The sequence below is a fragment of the Variovorax sp. Soil_C_39 genome, from assembly GCF_057656815.1.
In genome coordinates this window covers 16,611-33,389 of sequence record NZ_JBDGJQ010000005.1, presented here as the reverse complement: position 1 = coordinate 33,389, position 16,779 = coordinate 16,611, and the positions used below count along the sequence as shown (strand labels likewise).

At 69.7% G+C, this 16,779-nt stretch carries 18 protein-coding genes and 1 riboswitch; of the genes, 15 read left to right on the top strand and 3 right to left on the bottom strand.

Going from position 1 to position 16,779, the window contains the following annotated elements:
* The first annotated feature begins 11 nt into the window (after positions 1 to 11).
* The 14 genes from AC3A6J_RS14380 to AC3A6J_RS14315 all read left to right on the top strand — a co-directional run bounded on the left by AC3A6J_RS14380 (position 12) and on the right by AC3A6J_RS14315 (position 14,380).
* Positions 12 to 878 (top strand): ABC transporter permease, encoded by an 867-nt coding sequence (locus AC3A6J_RS14380; RefSeq protein ID WP_487860638.1) that lies wholly within the window; start codon positions 12 to 14, stop codon positions 876 to 878.
* Between the two features lie 11 nt (positions 879 to 889).
* Positions 890 to 1,675 carry an ABC transporter ATP-binding protein gene (locus AC3A6J_RS14375; protein ID WP_487860637.1) on the top strand — a complete coding sequence of 262 codons (786 nt, stop codon included), beginning with the start codon at positions 890 to 892 and terminating at the stop codon, positions 1,673 to 1,675.
* Between the two features lie 19 nt (positions 1,676 to 1,694).
* Entirely contained in the window at positions 1,695 to 2,444 is a 750-nt protein-coding gene (hutC, locus tag AC3A6J_RS14370) for a histidine utilization transcriptional repressor HutC (RefSeq protein ID WP_487860636.1), read from the top strand.
* Between the two features lie 55 nt (positions 2,445 to 2,499).
* The gene (hutH, locus tag AC3A6J_RS14365) at positions 2,500 to 4,071 is read left to right on the top strand and encodes a histidine ammonia-lyase (protein WP_487860635.1); all 1,572 of its coding nucleotides are present in this window, start codon (positions 2,500 to 2,502) and stop codon (positions 4,069 to 4,071) included.
* Positions 4,072 to 4,087: 16 nt separating this feature from the next.
* Positions 4,088 to 5,806: a urocanate hydratase gene (gene hutU, locus AC3A6J_RS14360; RefSeq protein ID WP_487860634.1), complete on the top strand. Its 1,719-nt coding sequence runs from the start codon at positions 4,088 to 4,090 to the stop codon at positions 5,804 to 5,806.
* Between the two features lie 155 nt (positions 5,807 to 5,961).
* A complete protein-coding gene (locus AC3A6J_RS14355; RefSeq protein ID WP_487860633.1) occupies positions 5,962 to 6,696 on the top strand; it encodes an IclR family transcriptional regulator in 735 nt (244 codons plus the stop codon).
* 59 nt (positions 6,697 to 6,755) lie between these two features.
* On the top strand, positions 6,756 to 7,508 hold the full coding sequence (locus AC3A6J_RS14350) for a transporter substrate-binding domain-containing protein (protein WP_487860632.1): 753 nt from the start codon (positions 6,756 to 6,758) through the stop codon (positions 7,506 to 7,508).
* 7 nt (positions 7,509 to 7,515) lie between these two features.
* The gene (locus tag AC3A6J_RS14345) at positions 7,516 to 8,184 is read left to right on the top strand and encodes an amino acid ABC transporter permease (RefSeq protein ID WP_487860631.1); all 669 of its coding nucleotides are present in this window, start codon (positions 7,516 to 7,518) and stop codon (positions 8,182 to 8,184) included.
* A complete protein-coding gene (locus AC3A6J_RS14340) occupies positions 8,181 to 8,753 on the top strand; it encodes a HutD/Ves family protein (RefSeq protein ID WP_487860630.1) in 573 nt (190 codons plus the stop codon). Before AC3A6J_RS14345 ends, AC3A6J_RS14340 begins: the two co-directional genes overlap by 4 nt.
* 25 nt (positions 8,754 to 8,778) lie before the next feature.
* Entirely contained in the window at positions 8,779 to 10,059 is a 1,281-nt protein-coding gene (gene hutI / locus AC3A6J_RS14335) for an imidazolonepropionase (protein ID WP_487860629.1), read from the top strand.
* On the top strand, positions 10,056 to 11,486 hold the full coding sequence (locus AC3A6J_RS14330; RefSeq protein ID WP_487860628.1) for a formimidoylglutamate deiminase: 1,431 nt from the start codon (positions 10,056 to 10,058) through the stop codon (positions 11,484 to 11,486). Before hutI ends, AC3A6J_RS14330 begins: the two co-directional genes overlap by 4 nt.
* Before the next feature lie 7 nt (positions 11,487 to 11,493).
* Positions 11,494 to 12,318, top strand: coding sequence for an N-formylglutamate deformylase (gene hutG, locus AC3A6J_RS14325; protein WP_487860627.1), 825 nt, complete (start codon positions 11,494 to 11,496; stop codon positions 12,316 to 12,318).
* Positions 12,319 to 12,359: 41 nt separating this feature from the next.
* Entirely contained in the window at positions 12,360 to 13,409 is a 1,050-nt protein-coding gene (locus AC3A6J_RS14320) for a homocysteine S-methyltransferase family protein (protein WP_487860626.1), read from the top strand.
* A 182-nt stretch (positions 13,410 to 13,591) separates the two neighbouring features.
* On the top strand, positions 13,592 to 14,380 hold the full coding sequence (locus tag AC3A6J_RS14315; protein ID WP_487860625.1) for an SH3 domain-containing protein: 789 nt from the start codon (positions 13,592 to 13,594) through the stop codon (positions 14,378 to 14,380).
* 18 nt (positions 14,381 to 14,398) lie between these two features.
* Here the strand turns inward: AC3A6J_RS14315 and AC3A6J_RS14310 are convergent, their stop codons facing one another.
* Genes AC3A6J_RS14310 through AC3A6J_RS14300 form a run of 3 tightly spaced genes read right to left on the bottom strand, consistent with a single transcriptional unit; the run spans position 14,399 to position 16,048 of the window.
* Positions 14,399 to 14,818 carry a PIN domain-containing protein gene (locus AC3A6J_RS14310; RefSeq protein WP_487860624.1) on the bottom strand — a complete coding sequence of 140 codons (420 nt, stop codon included), beginning with the start codon at positions 14,816 to 14,818 and terminating at the stop codon, positions 14,399 to 14,401.
* Positions 14,818 to 15,078, bottom strand: a complete 261-nt coding sequence (locus AC3A6J_RS14305; RefSeq protein ID WP_487860623.1) for a type II toxin-antitoxin system prevent-host-death family antitoxin — start codon at positions 15,076 to 15,078, stop codon at positions 14,818 to 14,820. Before AC3A6J_RS14305 ends, AC3A6J_RS14310 begins: the two co-directional genes overlap by 1 nt.
* A gap of 55 nt (positions 15,079 to 15,133) precedes the next feature.
* Positions 15,134 to 16,048, bottom strand: coding sequence for a LysR family transcriptional regulator (locus AC3A6J_RS14300; RefSeq protein ID WP_487860622.1), 915 nt, complete (start codon positions 16,046 to 16,048; stop codon positions 15,134 to 15,136).
* Between the two features lie 103 nt (positions 16,049 to 16,151).
* Here AC3A6J_RS14300 and AC3A6J_RS14295 point away from each other — a divergent pair, with 103 nt between their 5' ends.
* A complete protein-coding gene (locus AC3A6J_RS14295; RefSeq protein WP_487860621.1) occupies positions 16,152 to 16,616 on the top strand; it encodes a PACE efflux transporter in 465 nt (154 codons plus the stop codon).
* Between the two features lie 49 nt (positions 16,617 to 16,665).
* A riboswitch (S-adenosyl-L-homocysteine riboswitch) is annotated at positions 16,666 to 16,769 on the top strand.
* Positions 16,770 to 16,779: the final 10 nt, after the last annotated feature.

Sequence of the window (16,779 nt, the reverse complement as noted above, 5' to 3'; positions counted from 1 at the left end):
CCCTGCCGCCGATGGCGCCACGCGCAGCGCCTGCCGGCGAGGTCACGCAGCCCGCAGGGGCCGCGCCCGCCGCACCGGCTCCGCCCCTGCGGCGGCGCCGCGCATTCGCGCCGCTCGAACCCATCGGCGCGCGTGCGCGGGTACTGCTCGGGCTCGGCTTCTTCGTGGTGTTCGTGCTCGCGTGGTCCGTCGCCACGCTCGGTGGCTTCGTCTCGCCGACCTTCCTCGCAAGTCCGCCGACCATGGTCAAGGAAGGCTGGCTGCTCTTCACCGAGTACGGCTTCAGCCTGGACGTGGGCATGACGGTCTGGCGCGTGTTCGGCGGCTTCGTGCTGGCGGCCGTGTTCGCGGTGCCGCTGGGCATCGCCATGGGCACGTGGAAGACGGTCGAGGCCTTCTTCGAGCCCTTCGTCTCGTTCTGCCGCTACCTGCCGGCCTCGGCCTTCATCCCGCTGCTCATCCTCTGGGCCGGGCTCGGCGAAATGCAGAAGCTGCTCGTGATCTTCATCGGCTCGTTCTTCCAGATCGTGCTGATGGTGGCCGTCACCGTGGGCGGTGCGCGGCGCGACCTCGTCGAGGCGGCGTACACGCTGGGCGCCAAGAGCCGCGGCATCGTCGCGCGCGTGCTCATCCCCAGTGCCGCGCCGGGCATCGCCGAGTCGCTGCGCCTGGTGCTCGGCTGGGCCTGGACCTACGTGATCGTGGCGGAGCTGATCGGCTCGTCCTCGGGCATCGGCCACATGATCACCGACAGCCAGGCGCTCCTGAACACCGGCCAGATCATCTTCGGGATCATCGTGATCGGCGTCATCGGGCTGGTGTCCGACTTCGCCTTCAAGGCGCTCAACCGCCGCCTCTTCGCCTGGGCCGCACTGTGACGACAACGACGATGACGAACAACCAGCTTTCGATCCAGGGCGTGTCGCGCGTCTTCACCGGTGCCAAGGGGCAAAGCACGCAGGCGCTGCTGCCGATCGATTTCGAGGTGCGCGAGAACGACTTCGTCACCATCCTCGGGCCTTCGGGCTGCGGCAAGTCGACGCTGCTGCGCATCGTCGCGGGGCTCGACTTTCCCACCACCGGCCAGGTGCTGCTCGACGGCGAGCGCATCGAGGGGCCGGGTGCCGACCGCGGCGTGGTGTTCCAGAGCTACACGCTGTTCCCCTGGCTCACGGTGGCCCAGAACATCCGCTTCGGCCTGCGCGAGCGCGGCATGAGCGAAGCCGAGCAGAAGGAGCGCAGCGCGTTCTTCATCGCCAAGGTGGGCCTGCGCGGCTTCGAGAACCACTATCCGAAGCAGCTCTCGGGCGGCATGCAGCAGCGCACCGCCATTGCGCGCGCGCTCGCCAACGACCCCAAGATGCTGCTGCTCGACGAGCCCTTCGGCGCACTCGACAACCAGACCCGGGTGCTGATGCAGGAACTGCTGCTCGGCATCTGGGAATCGGCGCAGAAGACGGTGCTGTTCGTCACGCACGACATCGACGAGGCCATCTTCATGGCCAACCGCGTGGCCGTGTTCAGCGCCAGGCCGGGCCGCATCAAGACCGAGATCGCGGTCGACTTCCCGCATCCGCGCAAGTACACGATCAAGACCTCGCCCGAGTTCATGGCCATCAAGGCGCGCCTGACCGAAGAGATCCGGGCCGAGTCGATGGCGGCGGCCGAGCATTGAACAGGCGACCGGACCCGCAATGACCCCCGCCGCACGCCGCGCCGACCCCTCGCTTGCGCTCTATGCGCAGGTCAAGGACCACATCTCGCGCAAGATCCAGGACGGCACCTGGCCGGCCGGCCACCGCCTGCCGTCCGAGAGCGAGCTGGTCGCGCAGTTCGGCATTTCGCGCATGACGGTGAACCGCGCGCTGCGCGAGCTCGTGGCGCAGGGGCGCATCGTGCGCATGGCCGGCGTCGGCAGCTTCGTGGCCGAGACCAAGCCGCAGTCCACGCTGCTGCAGATCGCCAACATCGCGAGCGAGATCCGCCAGCGCGGCCACGACTACCGCTGCGAGATGCTCGCCGTCGAGCGCCTCGCGGCCTCGCCCGACGTGGCCGCCTGGCTCGACATGCGCGCGGGCAGCTCGGTGTTCCACAGCGTCTGCCTGCACCTGGACAACGACACGCCGGTGCAGCTCGAGGAGCGCTACGTCAACCCGCAGGTCGTGCCCGACTACCTCGCGCAGGACTTCGCCGCGGTGCCGCCCAGCGAATACCTCGTGCGCCACGTGCCCTTCGACCAGATCGAGCATGTCGTCGATGCCGTGCTGCCCACGCCCGAACAGGCCGGCCACCTCGCGATGGCGCCCGCCGATCCCTGCCTGCTGCTGACGCGCCGCACCTGGACGCGCAACATCCCGGTGACGTGGGTGCGCTGCCTGCACCCGGCCTCGCGCTACAGCCTGGGCAGCCGCTTTCGCGCCGACGGCAATCCTTCATTCGGATGAGCCCGCGACGGCAACCAAAGTCTTCTGACGCAACCACTTGTATAGACAGGTTCACATGGCCCAACCTTCCAACCCCGCCACCCTGACCCTCACGCCCGGCCAGGTCGACCTTGCGATGCTGCGCCGCATCCACCAGCACAGCGGCCTGCGCCTTGCCCTCGATCCGTCGGTGCAGGAAGGCATGGCCCGTGCCGAAGCCGCCGTGCGCCGCATCGTCGAGAACGACGAGGTGGTCTACGGCATCAACACCGGCTTCGGCAAGCTCGCGAGCACGCGCATCGGCAACGACCACCTGGCCGACCTGCAGCGCAACCTCGTGCTCTCGCACAGCGTGGGCACGGGCGAGCCGCTGGCCGCGCCGGTGGTGCGGCTGGTACTCGCCACCAAGGCCGTGAGCCTGGCCCGCGGCCATTCGGGCGTGCGGCCCGCGCTCGTCGATGCGCTGCTGGCGCTCTTCAATGCGGGCGTGATGCCGCGCATCCCGTGCAAGGGCTCGGTCGGCGCCTCGGGCGACCTCGCGCCGCTCGCGCACATGGCCTGCGTGCTGATCGGCGAAGGGGAAGCGACCCTGCCCGACGGCCGCGTGGTCGGCGGTGCCGAGGCGATGCGCAGCGTGGGCCTCGAACCCTTCGTCCTCGGCCCCAAGGAAGGCCTGGCGCTGCTCAACGGCACGCAGGTGTCGACCGCGCTCGCGCTCGCGGGTCTTTTCGGTGCCGAGAACGTGTTCGCCTCGGCCTTGATGTCGGGCGCGCTGTCGCTCGAGGCGATCCAGGGGTCGATCAAGCCCTTCGACGCGCGCATCCATGCGGCGCGCGGCCAGCCGGGGCAGGTGGCGGTCGCGGCGGCGGTGCGCACGCTGCTCGACGGCAGCGAGATCGTGCCCTCGCACGCCGACTGCGGGCGCGTGCAAGACCCGTATTCGGTGCGCTGCATTCCGCAAGTGATGGGCGCCTGCCTCGACAACCTCGCGCATGCCGCGCGCGTGTTGGCGATCGAAGCCAATGCGGCATCGGACAACCCACTGGTGTTCTGCGACACCGGCGAAGTGATCTCGGGCGGCAACTTCCACGCCGAGCCGGTGGCCTTCGCGGCCGACATCATTGCGTTGGCCGTGAGCGAAGTGGGCGCGATCGCCGAGCGCCGCATCGCGCTCTTGCTCGACACGGGCCTGTCGGGCCTGCCGCCGTTCCTGGTGCACGACGGCGGCCTGAATTCGGGCTTCATGATCGCGCAGGTCACGGCCGCGGCGCTCGCGTCGGAGAACAAGTCGCTCGCGCATCCCGCGAGCGTCGACAGCCTGCCCACTTCGGCCAACCAGGAAGACCATGTGTCGATGGCCACTTTCGCGGCGCGCCGGCTCGGCGACATGGTGAACAACACGGCGGTCGTGGTGGGCATCGAAGCGATGGCCGCCGCGCAGGGCATCGAACTCAAACGCGGCGTGGCCCCCGGCGGCGGGCTCAAGAGCTCCGCGCTGGTCGAAGCCGAATTCGCCAACATCCGCCAGAAGGTCGCCTTCCTCGAGCGCGACCGCTACCTCGCACCCGACATCGAAGCCATGCGCCAGTGGGCGCTCGCAGCCGAGCTGCCGCGCGCGCTGCGCGACATCCTTCCCAGCCATTCCTGAAACTGGAGATCCACCGATGAATGCTCCCGACACCCTCGCGCTGCAAGGCGCCGACCCCCGCCACGACCCGACGCGCGTGATCCGCGCCCCGCGCGGCAGCCAACTGAACTGCAAGAGCTGGCTCACCGAGGCGCCTTTCCGCATGCTGCAGAACAACCTCGACGCCGAGGTCGCCGAGCGGCCGCAGGACCTCGTGGTCTATGGCGGCATCGGCCGCGCCGCACGCAACTGGGAATGCTTCGACCAGATCCTCGCGTCGCTCAAGGAGCTGGGCGACGACGAGACGCTGCTGATCCAGTCGGGCAAGCCGGTCGGCGTGTTCAAGACGCACCCGGATGCGCCGCGCGTGCTGCTCGCCAACTCGAACCTCGTGCCCAAGTGGGCCAACTGGGAGCACTTCAACGAGCTCGACCGCCTCGGCCTCTTCATGTACGGCCAGATGACCGCGGGCAGCTGGATCTACATCGGCAGCCAGGGCATCGTGCAGGGCACCTTCGAGACCTTCGTCGAGGCCGGCCGCCAGCACTACGGCAACAGCCTCGCGGGCAAGTGGATCCTGACGGCCGGCCTGGGTGGCATGGGCGGCGCGCAGCCGCTCGCGGCCACGCTCGCGGGCGCGGTGTCGCTCAACATCGAATGCCAGCAGTCGAGCATCGACTTCCGCCTGCGCACGCGCTACGTCGACAAGCAGGCGCGCGACATCGACCATGCGCTCGAACTCATCCGCCAGCACTGCGATGCGAAGGAGGCGGTGTCGATCGCACTGCTCGGCAACGCGGCCGATGTGCTGCCCGAACTGGTCAAGCGCGCGAAGGCCGGCGGCATCCGGCCCGACCTCGTGACCGACCAGACCTCCGCGCACGACCTGATCAACGGCTACCTGCCCGCGGGCTGGAGCGTTCCGCAGTGGCAAGCCGCGATGAAGGACCCGTCGCAGCACGACGCCCTCCGGACCGCCGCCGCCAAGTCGTGCGCCGTGCATGTGCAGGCCATGCTCGACTTCCAGGCCATGGGCATTCCCACGGTCGACTACGGCAACAACATCCGCCAGGTCGCGTTCGACGAGGGTGTCGCCAATGCCTTCGACTTCCCGGGTTTCGTGCCGGCCTACATCCGGCCGCTGTTCTGCGAGGGCAAGGGCCCGTTCCGCTGGGTGGCGCTCTCGGGCGACCCCGAAGACATCTACAAGACCGATGCCAAGATCAAGGAACTGTTCCCCGACAACACGCACACGCACCGCTGGCTCGACATGGCGCGCGAGCGCATCGCCTTCCAGGGCCTGCCCGCGCGCATCTGCTGGCTCGGCCTCGGCGAGCGCCACATCGCGGGGCTGGCATTCAACGAGATGGTGAAGAACGGCGAACTCAAGGCGCCCATCGTCATCGGCCGCGACCACCTCGACACCGGCTCGGTCGCGAGCCCCAATCGCGAGACCGAAGCGATGAAGGACGGCACCGATGCGGTGTCCGACTGGCCGCTGCTCAACGCGCTGCTCAATACCGCCGGCGGCGCGACCTGGGTCAGCCTGCACCACGGCGGCGGCGTCGGCATGGGCTATTCGCAGCATTCGGGCGTGGTGATCGTCTGCGACGGCACCGACGCCGCGGCGAAGCGCATCGCGCGCGTGCTCTGGAACGACCCCGCCAGCGGCGTCATGCGCCATGCCGATGCGGGCTACGACATTGCCGTCGCCACCGCGAGGAAGCAGGGGCTCAAGCTGCCGATGGTCCGCTGAGGGCGCGCGTTGCGGCCGACAAAGGTAAGCCGAAGGTAGGAAGAAAAACCCAGCCAATTCCCATTCAATGGGAATGAAGCCTTGGACGTGGGAACGGCCGGCCAGATACTGCAGACCGCATTCCGCCACTCCATCCGACGCCCACGCCCTTTCCGATGACGCCGCCGACCGATGCCTCCGCTCACAACGACCGCGCACTGCGCGTGCTGTCGGTGCTGGCGCAGTGCAATTCGGCCCTGACCGCGGCGCAGCTGGTGGAGGAAACCGGCTTGTCGAAGAGCACGCTCTATCGGCAGATCGCGATGCTGCGGCGCTGGGGCTTCGTGATGGAGTCCGACGGGCGCTATTCGCCGGGCCCGGTGAGCGTGCAGCTCGCGAGCGGCTTTGACGGCAACTCCGACCTCGTGATGGCCGCGCGTGCCGACATGCGCGCGCTCGCGCAGCAGAGCCATGAAAGCGTCGCGCTGGTCACGGCCGTGAACGACCGCGTGGTGTGCCTCGAGATGATTGACAGCGAGCATTCGCTGCGCTGCTCGTTCGACCGCGGCCGCAGCGTGCCGGCGCGCGACGGCGCGAGCGCCAAGTGCCTGCTGGCCCACATGCCGGCCGAGCAGCGCGATGCGCTGCTCGACGCGCTCGGCGAACCGCCTGAACAACGCGCGCGGCGCGCCAGCGAACTCGACGCGATCCGCGAGGCTGGCCATGCGGTGACGCAGGGCGAGGTCGATGCCGGCGTCTGGGGTGCCAGCGCACCGCTGCTCGCGGCCAACCGGCGCCTGCGCGGCGCGATCACGCTGATGGCGCCGCTCACGCGCGTCGAAGGCATGGAAGCTGCATTGCGCCACATGGCCGTCGTCACAGCGGCGCGCATCTCTCGCGCGCTGCAGTAGCCCGCAGCGCGCGCACCCTTCGTCTTTCCCTTTTTTTCTCACCACGGAAGCTCCTCAACATGAACACCCGTCGCACCCTCGTCGCCGCCGCACTCGCCGGCCTCGCCTTCTTCGGTCTTGCCGGCGCTGCACAAGCGCAGGGCGAGCCGCTGCGCGTGGCCACTGATGCCACCTTCCCGCCGATGGAGTTCGTCGAGAACGGCAAGCGCACGGGTTTCGACGTGGAGCTGGTCGAGGCCATCGGCAAGACCCTGGGCCGCAAGGTCGAATGGATCGACATCGACTTCAAGGGCCTGATCCCCGGACTGATCTCGCGCCGCTTCGACATGGCCGTGTCGGCCATCTACATCACCGAAGAGCGCAGGAAGGTCGTCGACTTCACCGCGCCCTACTACGCGGGCGGCCTCGTCGTGATGGTGAAGGAGGGCAACACGTCGATCCAGAAGCCGGCCGACATCAACGGCAAGAAGGTCAGCGTGCAGGTGGGCACCAAGTCGGTCGCCTTCACGAAGGAGAAGTACCCGCAGGTGCAGCTGCTCGAAGTCGAGAAGAACCAGGAGATGTTCAACCTCGTCGACATCGGCCGCGCCGATGCCGCGGTGACCGGCAAGCCTGCCGCCTACCAGTACGTGCGCACGCGCGGCGGCCTCAAGGTGCTGCCCGAGCAAATCACCACCGAGGAATACGGCATGGCGATCCGCAAGGACACGCCCGAGCTCACCAAGGCGGTGAACGGCGCGATCGAGAAGCTCAAGGCCGACGGCACCTATGCGCAGATCGTGAACAAGTGGTTCAACAGCAGCGCCAAGTAAGCGCGCCATGGATCTGGATTTCTCGCCGGTCTGGCAGGGCTGGCCCGCGCTGCTTCGCGGCGCGCTCGTCACCGTGGAGATCACCGCCTGCGCACTGCTGCTGGGCTGCGTGGTCGGCCTGCTGGTCGGCGTCGGCCGACTGAACCCGAAGCGGCGCTGGCTCTACGGCATCTGCACCGCCTATGTGGCGGCCATCCGCGGCACGCCGCTCCTGGTGCAGCTGTTCATCCTGTTCTTCGGCCTGCCGCATTTCGGCATCCTGCTGCCGGCCTTCCTGTGCGGCGTGCTGGGGCTCGGCGTGTATTCGGGCGCCTATGTGTCGGAGATCGTGCGCGGTGCCATCCAGTCGATCGACCGCGGCCAGACGATGGCGGCGCAGTCGCTCGGCATGACGCCGGGCGTGGCGATGCGCGAGATCGTGCTGCCGCAGGCGGTGATCCGCATGATCCCGCCGCTCGGCAACGAGTTCATCGCGCTCATCAAGAACTCGGCGCTGGTGTCGCTGCTCACCATTCACGACGTGATGCACGAGGGGCAGAAGATCATCAGCGTGTCGTACCGCTCGCTCGAGGTCTACCTGGCCATCGCGCTCGTGTACTTCGTGCTTACGGGCACGATGACGCTGGTGCTCCGGCACTTCGAGCGCAAGCTGGGGCAGGGCGGGCTGGTGCGATGAGCGTGGTCCGCTTTTCCCGCGCCACGCTTCCCGCCACCCCCTGGAAGAACGGCGGCGGCACCACGCAGGAGATCGCAAGCTGGCCGCCGGGCGCGGGGCTCGATGCCTTCGGCTGGCGCGCGAGCATCGCGACCATCGCGCAGCCCGGCCCGTTCTCGGTCTTCGCGGGCATCGACCGCCAGATCATGCTGCTCGAAGGCGACGGCGTGCGCCTCTTCACGCACGACGCGCGCATCGACCACCGGCTCGACGTGCCGCACCGACCGTTCGCCTTTCGCGGCGACGAGGCCATCGATTGCACGCTGCTCGGCGGCGCCTCGAACGACTTCAATGTGATGGTGCGCCGCGGCCAGTGGCGCGCCGAGCTGCAGCTGCTCGACGACGCTGCAACCATCGCGCCCGCGCCGCATGGCGTGCTGCTCGCGCTGCGCGGTGCCTGGCGCATCGGCGACGCCCATTGCGCCGAAGGCGAGGGCCTGTACTGGACCGACGAGCACACGGCGGCATGGCAGGCCGTACCCGCCGAGTCCGGTGCACGGCTTCTCGCGGTGCGCATCATGCCGGCGTAAGCTGCGGAAAGACAACCCCACACACATGACATCCGCCAACCGATTTCCCTCGGCCGACGGCCTCTGGACCGCGCTGCGCCTGGCACCGGGCGCAGCGCCCGGCGCTGCGCCGGACACCGAGGCCGACGCCACGATCGCCGTCACCGGCGGCATGGTGCGCTGGGTCGGCGCACGCCATGCGGTGCCGGCCGAGTTCGCCGGCCTCGCGCCACACGATGGCGGCGGCGCGCTCGTCACGCCCGGCCTCGTCGACTGCCACACGCACCTCGTCTACGGCGGCCAGCGCGCCAACGAATTCGCGATGCGGCTCGCGGGCGCCAGCTACGAGGAAGTGGCGCGTGCCGGCGGCGGCATCGTGTCGTCGGTGCGCGCCACGCGCGAGGCCGACGAGGACACGCTCTTTGCCGCGGCCGCCGCACGCCTCGAGCAGCTGCTGGCAGACGGCGTCTGCGCGATCGAGATCAAGTCGGGCTACGGCCTCTCGCTCGAACACGAGCGCAAGCAGCTGCGCGTGGCGCGGCGCCTGGGCGAAGCCTACGGCGTGACCGTGCGCACCACCTTCCTCGGTGCGCATGCGCTGCCGCCCGAGTACGCCAACCGCAGCGGCGATTACATCGATGCGGTGTGCCGCGAGATGCTGCCCGCGCTCGCGGCCGAAGGGCTGGTGGACGCGGTCGACGTGTTCTGCGAGCGCATCGCCTTTTCGCTCGACGAGACCGAGCAGGTGTTCCAGGCCGCGCAGGCGCTCGGCCTGCCCGTGAAGCTGCATGCCGAGCAGCTCTCGGACATGGGCGGCGCCGCGCTGGCCGCGCGCTATGGCGCGCTCTCCTGCGACCACATCGAGCACCTGTCGGCCGAGGGCATCGCGGCCATGCGCCGCTCGGGCACGGTGGCCGTGCTGCTGCCCGGCGCCTACTACACGCTGCGCGACACGCACCTGCCGCCCATCGAAGCGCTGCGCGCCGCCGGTGTGCCGATGGCCGTGTCGACCGACCACAACCCCGGCACCTCGCCCGCGCTCTCCTTGCTGCTGATGATGAACATGGCCTGCACGCTGTTTCGCCTGACCGTGCCCGAGGCGCTGGCTGGCGTCACCGTGCATGCGGCGCGCGCGCTCGGCCTGCAGGCCACGCACGGCGCCATCGCTCCGGGCATGCCGGCCAACTTCGTGCTGTGGAACGTGCGCGATGCGGCCGAGCTCGCCTACTGGTTCGGCCAGCGGCCGGTGCGCTGCGTGGTGCGGCAGGGGCGTATTTCTTTTCCCTCTCCCTCTGGGAGAGGGCAGGGTGAGGGCCTGCGGCCATGAATGCGAGCCCTCACCCCAACCCTCTCCCAGAGGGAGAGGGAGCAGGACAAACGCTCTTCGCAGCCGATGCGCTGCTGCCCGCAGGCTGGGCCAAGAACGTCCTGCTGACGTGGAACGACGCGGGCCAGCTCACGCAGGTACGAGCCGGTGCGCAACGCAGCGCCGACACGCCGGCCGCCCACGGCCCGGTGATCCCCGGCATGCCCAACCTGCATTCGCACGCCTTCCAGCGCGCGTTCGCGGGGCTCACCGAACACCGTGCCGAGGCCACCGACAGCTTCTGGAGCTGGCGCACGCTGATGTACCGCTTTGCCGCGCGCCTCGGCCCCGCGCACATGGAGGCGATCGCCACCTGGCTCTATGCCGAGATGCTCGAGGCGGGCTACACCAGCGTGTGCGAGTTCCAGTACGTGCACCACGACATCGGCAAGCGCCCGTATGCCGACGATGCGACGCTGAGCCTCGCGTTGCTGCGCGCCGCGCAGAACGCCGGCATCGGCTTCACGCTGCTGCCGGTGCTCTACCAGGCGAGCGGCTTCGGCGGCCAGCCCCCCAATGAAGGCCAGCGCCGCTTCATCCGCAGCACCGACTCGATGCTGCGCCTGCTCGAGGCCCTGAAGCCCGTCTGCGACGCGCAGGGCGCACGCCTGGGCCTTGCGCCGCATTCGCTGCGCGCGGTGCCGCCCGGGGCGCTGGCCGAGGCGCTCGCGGGGCTCGACGCGATCGACCGCACCGCGCCGATCCACATCCACATCGCCGAGCAGACCAAGGAGGTCGACGACTGCATCGCCTGGAGCGGGCAGCGTCCGGTCGCGTGGCTGCTCGACCATGCGAAGGTCGATGCGCGCTGGTGCCTGGTGCATGCCACGCACATGGACATGGCCGAGTACGAGCGCGGCGCGGCAAGCGGCGCGGTCGTGGGGCTGTGCCCGACCACCGAGGCCAACCTCGGCGACGGCATCTTCGACTTCACGGCCTGGCGCCGGCACGGCGGCGCCTGGGGCGTCGGCTCCGACAGCCACGCCACGGTCAATGCCGCGGAAGAACTGCTGATGCTCGAATACAGCCAGCGGCTTGCGCGTCGGCAGCGCAACGTCGGCGCCGAGCCCGCGCATCCACACGTGGCCACCGCGCTCACGCTCGGCGCGGTGCAGGGCGGTGCCCAGGCTTCGGGTCGCGCCATCGGCGGGCTGGCCGCGGGCCAGCAGGCCGACTTCGTCGTGCTCGATGCCGCGCACCTCGCGCTGCAGGGCCTCGGCGCCGCCGATGCGTTGTCGTCGCACGTGTTCGCGAGCCACCGCACCTCCGCCATCGACGCGGTCTGGGTGGCGGGCCGGCCGCGCGTCGTGGCCGGACGCCATGCGCTGCACCACGAAGCCGCCGCCGCGTTCGCCGCGGCGCGCAGCGAACTGCTGAAAGAGAATTGAGATCCTCATGCCCTTCACCACCACCGAACCCGCCTTCCGCTTCCGCCAGGGCACGCGCCCGCTGCTGATCTCGATGCCGCACGTCGGCACCCATGTGCCGCCCACGCTCGCCGCGCGCCTGACCGACGAGGCGCGCCACGTGCCCGACACCGACTGGCACCTCGAGCGCCTCTACGACTTCGCCGACGAACTCGGCGCCTCGGTGCTCGTGGCGACACATTCGCGCTACGTGATCGACCTGAACCGTCCGCCCGACGGCGCGAGCCTGTACCCGGGCCAGAGCGTCACGGGCCTGTGCCCGGTCGACACTTTCGACGACACGCCGGTCTATGCCTCGCGCGACGACCTGCCCGGCGAGGCCGAGGTCGCCGAGCGCCGCGAGGCGATCTGGCAGCCCTATCACCGGCAGCTCGCGGCCGAGCTCGCGCGCCTGAAGGCCGCGCACGGCACCGTCGCGCTGTGGGACGCCCATTCGATCCGTTCGGTGCTGCCGCGCTTCTTCGAAGGCAAGCTGCCCGACCTGAACCTGGGCACCGGCAAGGGCACGAGCTGCGACCCGGTGCTGGCCGCGCAACTGCTTGAGATCGGCAAGGCGGCGAAGGGCTACACCGCGGTACTCAACGGCCGCTTCACCGGCGGCTACATCACGCGCGCCTACGGCAACCCGGCCGCGGGCGTGCATGCGGTGCAGCTCGAGATGACGCAGTCGAGCTACATGCAGGAGCAGCTGCCCTTCGACTACCTGCCCGACGTGGCCGCGGGCGTGCAGCCGCATGTGCGCCGGATGATCGAGGCGATGCTGGCGTTCGTCGAAGCCGCGCCAAAGGGCTGACAGCCGCCAGGGCCAGCCCCCGCTTCCTACAATCGGGGTCTATGAAGCCCCTCGTCTACACCCGCGGCCAGGCCCTTGCCGGCATCCTCGAAAAGCGCATCGCCATCCTCGATGGCGCGATGGGCACGATGATCCAGCGCTTCAGGCTCACCGAGGCGCAGTACCGCGGCGAGCGCTTCAAGGACTTCGAGCGCGACGTCAAGGGCAACAACGAGCTGCTCTCGCTGACCCGGCCCGACGTGATCCGCGACATCCACGAAGGTTATCTCGCCGCGGGCGCCGACCTCGTCGAGACCAACACCTTCGGCGCGACCACCGTCGCGCAGGAAGACTACAAGATGGCGCACCTCGCGCGCGAGATGAACTTCGAATCCGCCAGGCTCGCGCGCGCGGCCTGCGACAAGTTCAGCACTCCGGACAAGCCGCGCTTCGTGGCCGGCGCGCTCGGCCCCACGCCCAAGACCGCGAGCATCAGCCCCGACGTGAACGACCCCGGCGCGCGCAACGTGAGCTTCGAGGAACTGCGCGCCGCCTACTACGAGCAGACCGAGGCGCTGGTCGAGGGCGGCGCCGACCTGCTGCTGGTCGAGACCATCTTCGACACGCTCAATGCCAAGGCCGCGCTGTTCGCGGTCGACGAGTACTTCGAGGCGAGCGGCGAGCGCCTGCCGCTGATCATCAGCGGCACCGTCACCGACGCTTCGGGCCGCATCCTCAGCGGCCAGACCGTGACCGCGTTCTGGCACAGCGTGCGGCATGCCCGGCCGCTGGCCGTGGGCCTGAACTGCGCACTTGGCGCGGCGCTCATGCGGCCCTACATCCAGGAGCTGGCCAAGGTCGCGGGCGACACCTTCATCAGCTGCTACCCGAACGCGGGCCTGCCCAACCCGATGAGCGAGACCGGCTTCGACGAGACGCCCGACGTCACCTCGCGGCTGCTGCACGAATTCGCGGCCGAAGGGCTCGTCAACATCGTCGGCGGCTGCTGCGGCACCACGCCCGACCACATCGCGGCGATCGGCCAGGCCGTGGCGCCGATGCCCGTGCGTTTGTTGAACAACAGCGCTGGCTTCTACCGCGAAGCCGCCTGACTGTCCCACCCCCGAAGCGGCTCACTTCGTGTAGCCGCCTCCCCCTCAAGGGGGCAACACCAGCGGCCCGGCAAAGCCGGTTCCGCGGTGTTCGCACGGAGGGAGGAAGAGCGCGCCGTCGGCTGATTGACGGTGATGGAGGCTGCGCCTAGGCTGGGCGCACACAAGAAAGCCCCTTCGCCATGAACCCCAAGCATTCCTTCTCCTTGCGCTGGCTCGGCATCGGTGCGCTGGCGTTTGCGCTGCCGTTGTTGGCGGCCGCGCAGCAGGCCTACACGCGCGCGTCGGTCAACCTGCGCGCCGGCCCGTCGGGCGACTATCCGCTGGTGGCGCGCCTGGCGCCCGGCCAGCCGCTCGATGTGATCGGCTGTACCAGCGGCTACGGCTGGTGCGACGTGGTGCTGCCCGACGGTGGCCGCGGCTGGGTCTGGTCGCGCAGCCTCGATTACGCGTGGCAGGAGCAGCGCGTGCCGCTCGCGACCTATGCCGCAACGATCGGCGTGCCCGTCGTGACCTTCGTGATCGGCAACTACTGGGCCAACTACTACCGCGACCGGCCCTGGTACGGCGAGCGGCGCTGGTGGGGCCGCAGGCCGCCGCCACCGCCCGTGGCGGGCTGGCGTCCGCCGCCGCCGGTGCGGCCGGCCTGGCAGCCGCGGCCCTGGCCGGGGCCTGGCTTCAAGCCCGGGCCGGCGCACGGCGTGCGCCCCCCGCACGCGCCGGGCCACCCGCGCCCGCACCCGGGTCCGGGCTTCCGCCCGCCGGGCGACCCCGGGTTCAAGCCGCCGCGGCCCCAGCCCGTGCATCGGCCCGGACCGCCATCGCGCCCGCCGCAGATGCACCCCGGTGGCGGGCGACACGAAAGTGGCGGCGGCGGACGCCCGCATGGGCGCGGGGAAGGCAAGGGCGGTGGTGGCCGGGGCGGTGGCGAAGGCGGCGGCCGGGGTGGCGGCCACGGGAGCCGCAACTGAGCGCGCCCGCTTTGCCTTTCAGTCGCCGGTCGGCCAGGGATTGAGCAGCTTGGCGCCGGTGTTCTCGAAATCGCGGATGTTGCGCGTGACCAGCGTGAAGCGATGGGTCAGTGCTGTCGCCGCGATCATCGAGTCGCGATAGTTCTTCGGGTCGGGCACATGCATCGGCGCGCAGGCCATGGCGGCTTCTGCGCCAAACGGAAGGATCCGGCCGTCGAAGGCGAGACGCAGGCTTTCGAACCAACGGCGCAGGGCGCCGCCCTGGGGAGGCGCTTTTCGCTCCATCCGCAGGATTCCGGTCTCGAGTTCGAGCACGGTGACCGCGGAAAGGAAGAAGTGACTTTGGGGGATCGATGCCGCCCACTCGCGAACCGCCGCCGATGGGTTCGGCTTGCCGTGCCGGAGTTCCGATACGACGTTGGTGTCGAGGAGGTACATCAGCCGAGGTCCGGCGTCTTCAATTCGAGGTCGGCGCGCGGGAAGTCGATGGCGACATCCTCCGTGGACGGAAGGCTGTCCATCAATGCGAGCAGCGACATGTCCGCCTTGCCGTGGACACGGTCGTAGTCCTCGATGCGCTGGAGCACGTATTCGGGCACGCCCCGGTTCGTGATGTAGACCGGGCCGTCGGCTGCCGCCCGCTTGGCTGCGGCGACGTCGCGGGTGAAATCTCGGCTCGAGATGCTGGTGACGGTCATGACAACAACTCCCTTCAAGTTTTGCTTGTATGTTATGACATTGTCCGGTTCCACGTCAACCCTCGGCAGCCGCCTTGGCCGCCTGCCGGTCCCGCGCAATCAACGCCACGAAGCGCTGCGCGCCCAGCCCCAGCGGCCGCTCGCGCGACCACACCACGTCGACCCACAGGTCGAGCCCGTTGCTGAGGTTCTCGAACGGAATCTCGACCAGCGCACCGGTCGCCACGTGCGGCCGGGCGAAATTGCGCGGCAGCCAGCCCCAGCCGAGGCCGGCGGTGATCAGGCTCAGCGCGGCCAGCGCGTTGTCGGTGCGCCAGACATGGCGCGCGAACACGAAGCGCGGGTCGCTGGTGGCGAGGTCGCGTCCGGCCACCACGATCTGCCGCGTGTTCGTGAGGTGCTCCTCGCGCAGGCGCTGGCCCGCGGCCGCCTGCAGCACCGGATGGCCGGGCGCCATGACCGCCACCATGGTGTCGCTGCCCACCTCCTGGAATCCTTCGCGGCCGTCGAGGCTCGGCCGCTCGAACACCAGCGCCAGCTGCGCGCGCCCGCTGTGCAGCAGGGCCAGCGCATCGGCCTGCGGCGCCGCCAGCACCTCGACCTGCAGCAGCGGGTATTCGTCGGCGAGCGCCGCGAGCGGACCGCTCCAGGGCGCCGCCAGCAGTTCGGGCGCGATCGCCAGCGTGAGGCGGTCTTCGAGCCCCCGCGTGAGCGCGAGCGCCTGCACCTGCAACTGCTTGAGCTGCGCCGCGAGCAGCCGCGCCTGCGGCTCCAGAGATCGCGCGGCGGCGGTCGGCTGTGGCTCGCGGCCGCTGCGGTCGAACAGCGGCAGCGCCAGCTCGGCCTCGAGGTTGGCGATCGCCATGCTCACCGCCGACGGCACCTTGTGCAGCGCACGCGCCGCGGCCGAGAAGGAGCCGTGGTCGATCACGGCCAGAAAGACTTCGACGCTGTCGCTGGAGAAGGCCATGGGTGTCGATCTATCAATAAAACTGAAACAAGTTAACTTTTTATATCAGCAAATCACAAATAAAGTCCAGGCATCGCTTTTTCATTTGCCAGAGGAACAGGTCATGCAGGGCATCCAACGCCGCGTCGTCTACATCGCTCTTTACGAAGGGATCGCCATCGTGGCCGCCAGCGCCGGGCTGGCGCTGATGACGGGCGCGGGGCTCGGCCATTCGGGCGCGCTGGCCGTCGCGGCCTCGGTGGTCGCGGTGATCTGGAACCTGCTGTTCAACGCGCTTTTCGAGCGCTGGGAAGCGCGCCAGCTGGTTCGCGGGCGCAGCCTGCGCCGCCGTATCGCCCATGCGATCGGCTTCGAGGGCGGCCTGATCGCGGTGCTGGTGCCGCTGTTCGCCTGGGGCCTGGGCGTGTCGCTCTGGGAGGCGCTCGTCATGGACCTGGGCCTGGTGGTGTTCTTCCTGGTCTACACCTTCGTCTTCAACTGGGGCTTCGACCGCGTGTTCGGCCTGCCGGCCTCGGCCGCCCCCGCCACGCCCGCGCCAGCGGACGGGATGGCGCGCCAGGGCGCCTGAACGCCCCCGCGCGGCCGCGGCGCCTGCCGCAGCCGGTAAAATCACGCTCCCTTCCAAGGAGCGTTGCAGCGGCGGCCCACACAGCGGCCCGCCGTCAGGCTTGGAAGGCGCCCTGCTGGCCGGGGCGCAAGCCGCCAACGACGCTCACCTGCCGTTTTTCCCT

What these genes read in the sequence shown, in the direction of transcription:
- hutG (WP_487860627.1), top strand. Translation starts at nt 11,494, where the DNA reads ATGCCCTTCACCACCACCGAACCCGCCTTCCGCTTCCGCCAGGGCACG.
- AC3A6J_RS14375 (WP_487860637.1), top strand. Translation starts at nt 890, where the DNA reads ATGACGAACAACCAGCTTTCGATCCAGGGCGTGTCGCGCGTCTTCACC.
- AC3A6J_RS14355 (WP_487860633.1), top strand. Translation starts at nt 5,962, where the DNA reads ATGACGCCGCCGACCGATGCCTCCGCTCACAACGACCGCGCACTGCGC.
- AC3A6J_RS14320 (WP_487860626.1), top strand. Translation starts at nt 12,360, where the DNA reads ATGAAGCCCCTCGTCTACACCCGCGGCCAGGCCCTTGCCGGCATCCTC.
- AC3A6J_RS14310 (WP_487860624.1), bottom strand. Translation starts at nt 14,818, where the DNA reads ATGTACCTCCTCGACACCAACGTCGTATCGGAACTCCGGCACGGCAAG.
- AC3A6J_RS14315 (WP_487860625.1), top strand. Translation starts at nt 13,592, where the DNA reads ATGAACCCCAAGCATTCCTTCTCCTTGCGCTGGCTCGGCATCGGTGCG.
- hutH (WP_487860635.1), top strand. Translation starts at nt 2,500, where the DNA reads ATGGCCCAACCTTCCAACCCCGCCACCCTGACCCTCACGCCCGGCCAG.
- AC3A6J_RS14345 (WP_487860631.1), top strand. Translation starts at nt 7,516, where the DNA reads ATGGATCTGGATTTCTCGCCGGTCTGGCAGGGCTGGCCCGCGCTGCTT.
- AC3A6J_RS14350 (WP_487860632.1), top strand. Translation starts at nt 6,756, where the DNA reads ATGAACACCCGTCGCACCCTCGTCGCCGCCGCACTCGCCGGCCTCGCC.
- hutU (WP_487860634.1), top strand. Translation starts at nt 4,088, where the DNA reads ATGAATGCTCCCGACACCCTCGCGCTGCAAGGCGCCGACCCCCGCCAC.
- AC3A6J_RS14300 (WP_487860622.1), bottom strand. Translation starts at nt 16,048, where the DNA reads ATGGCCTTCTCCAGCGACAGCGTCGAAGTCTTTCTGGCCGTGATCGAC.
- AC3A6J_RS14380 (WP_487860638.1), top strand. Translation starts at nt 12, where the DNA reads ATGGCGCCACGCGCAGCGCCTGCCGGCGAGGTCACGCAGCCCGCAGGG.
- AC3A6J_RS14295 (WP_487860621.1), top strand. Translation starts at nt 16,152, where the DNA reads ATGCAGGGCATCCAACGCCGCGTCGTCTACATCGCTCTTTACGAAGGG.
- AC3A6J_RS14330 (WP_487860628.1), top strand. Translation starts at nt 10,056, where the DNA reads ATGAATGCGAGCCCTCACCCCAACCCTCTCCCAGAGGGAGAGGGAGCA.
- AC3A6J_RS14340 (WP_487860630.1), top strand. Translation starts at nt 8,181, where the DNA reads ATGAGCGTGGTCCGCTTTTCCCGCGCCACGCTTCCCGCCACCCCCTGG.
- hutI (WP_487860629.1), top strand. Translation starts at nt 8,779, where the DNA reads ATGACATCCGCCAACCGATTTCCCTCGGCCGACGGCCTCTGGACCGCG.
- hutC (WP_487860636.1), top strand. Translation starts at nt 1,695, where the DNA reads ATGACCCCCGCCGCACGCCGCGCCGACCCCTCGCTTGCGCTCTATGCG.
- AC3A6J_RS14305 (WP_487860623.1), bottom strand. Translation starts at nt 15,078, where the DNA reads ATGACCGTCACCAGCATCTCGAGCCGAGATTTCACCCGCGACGTCGCC.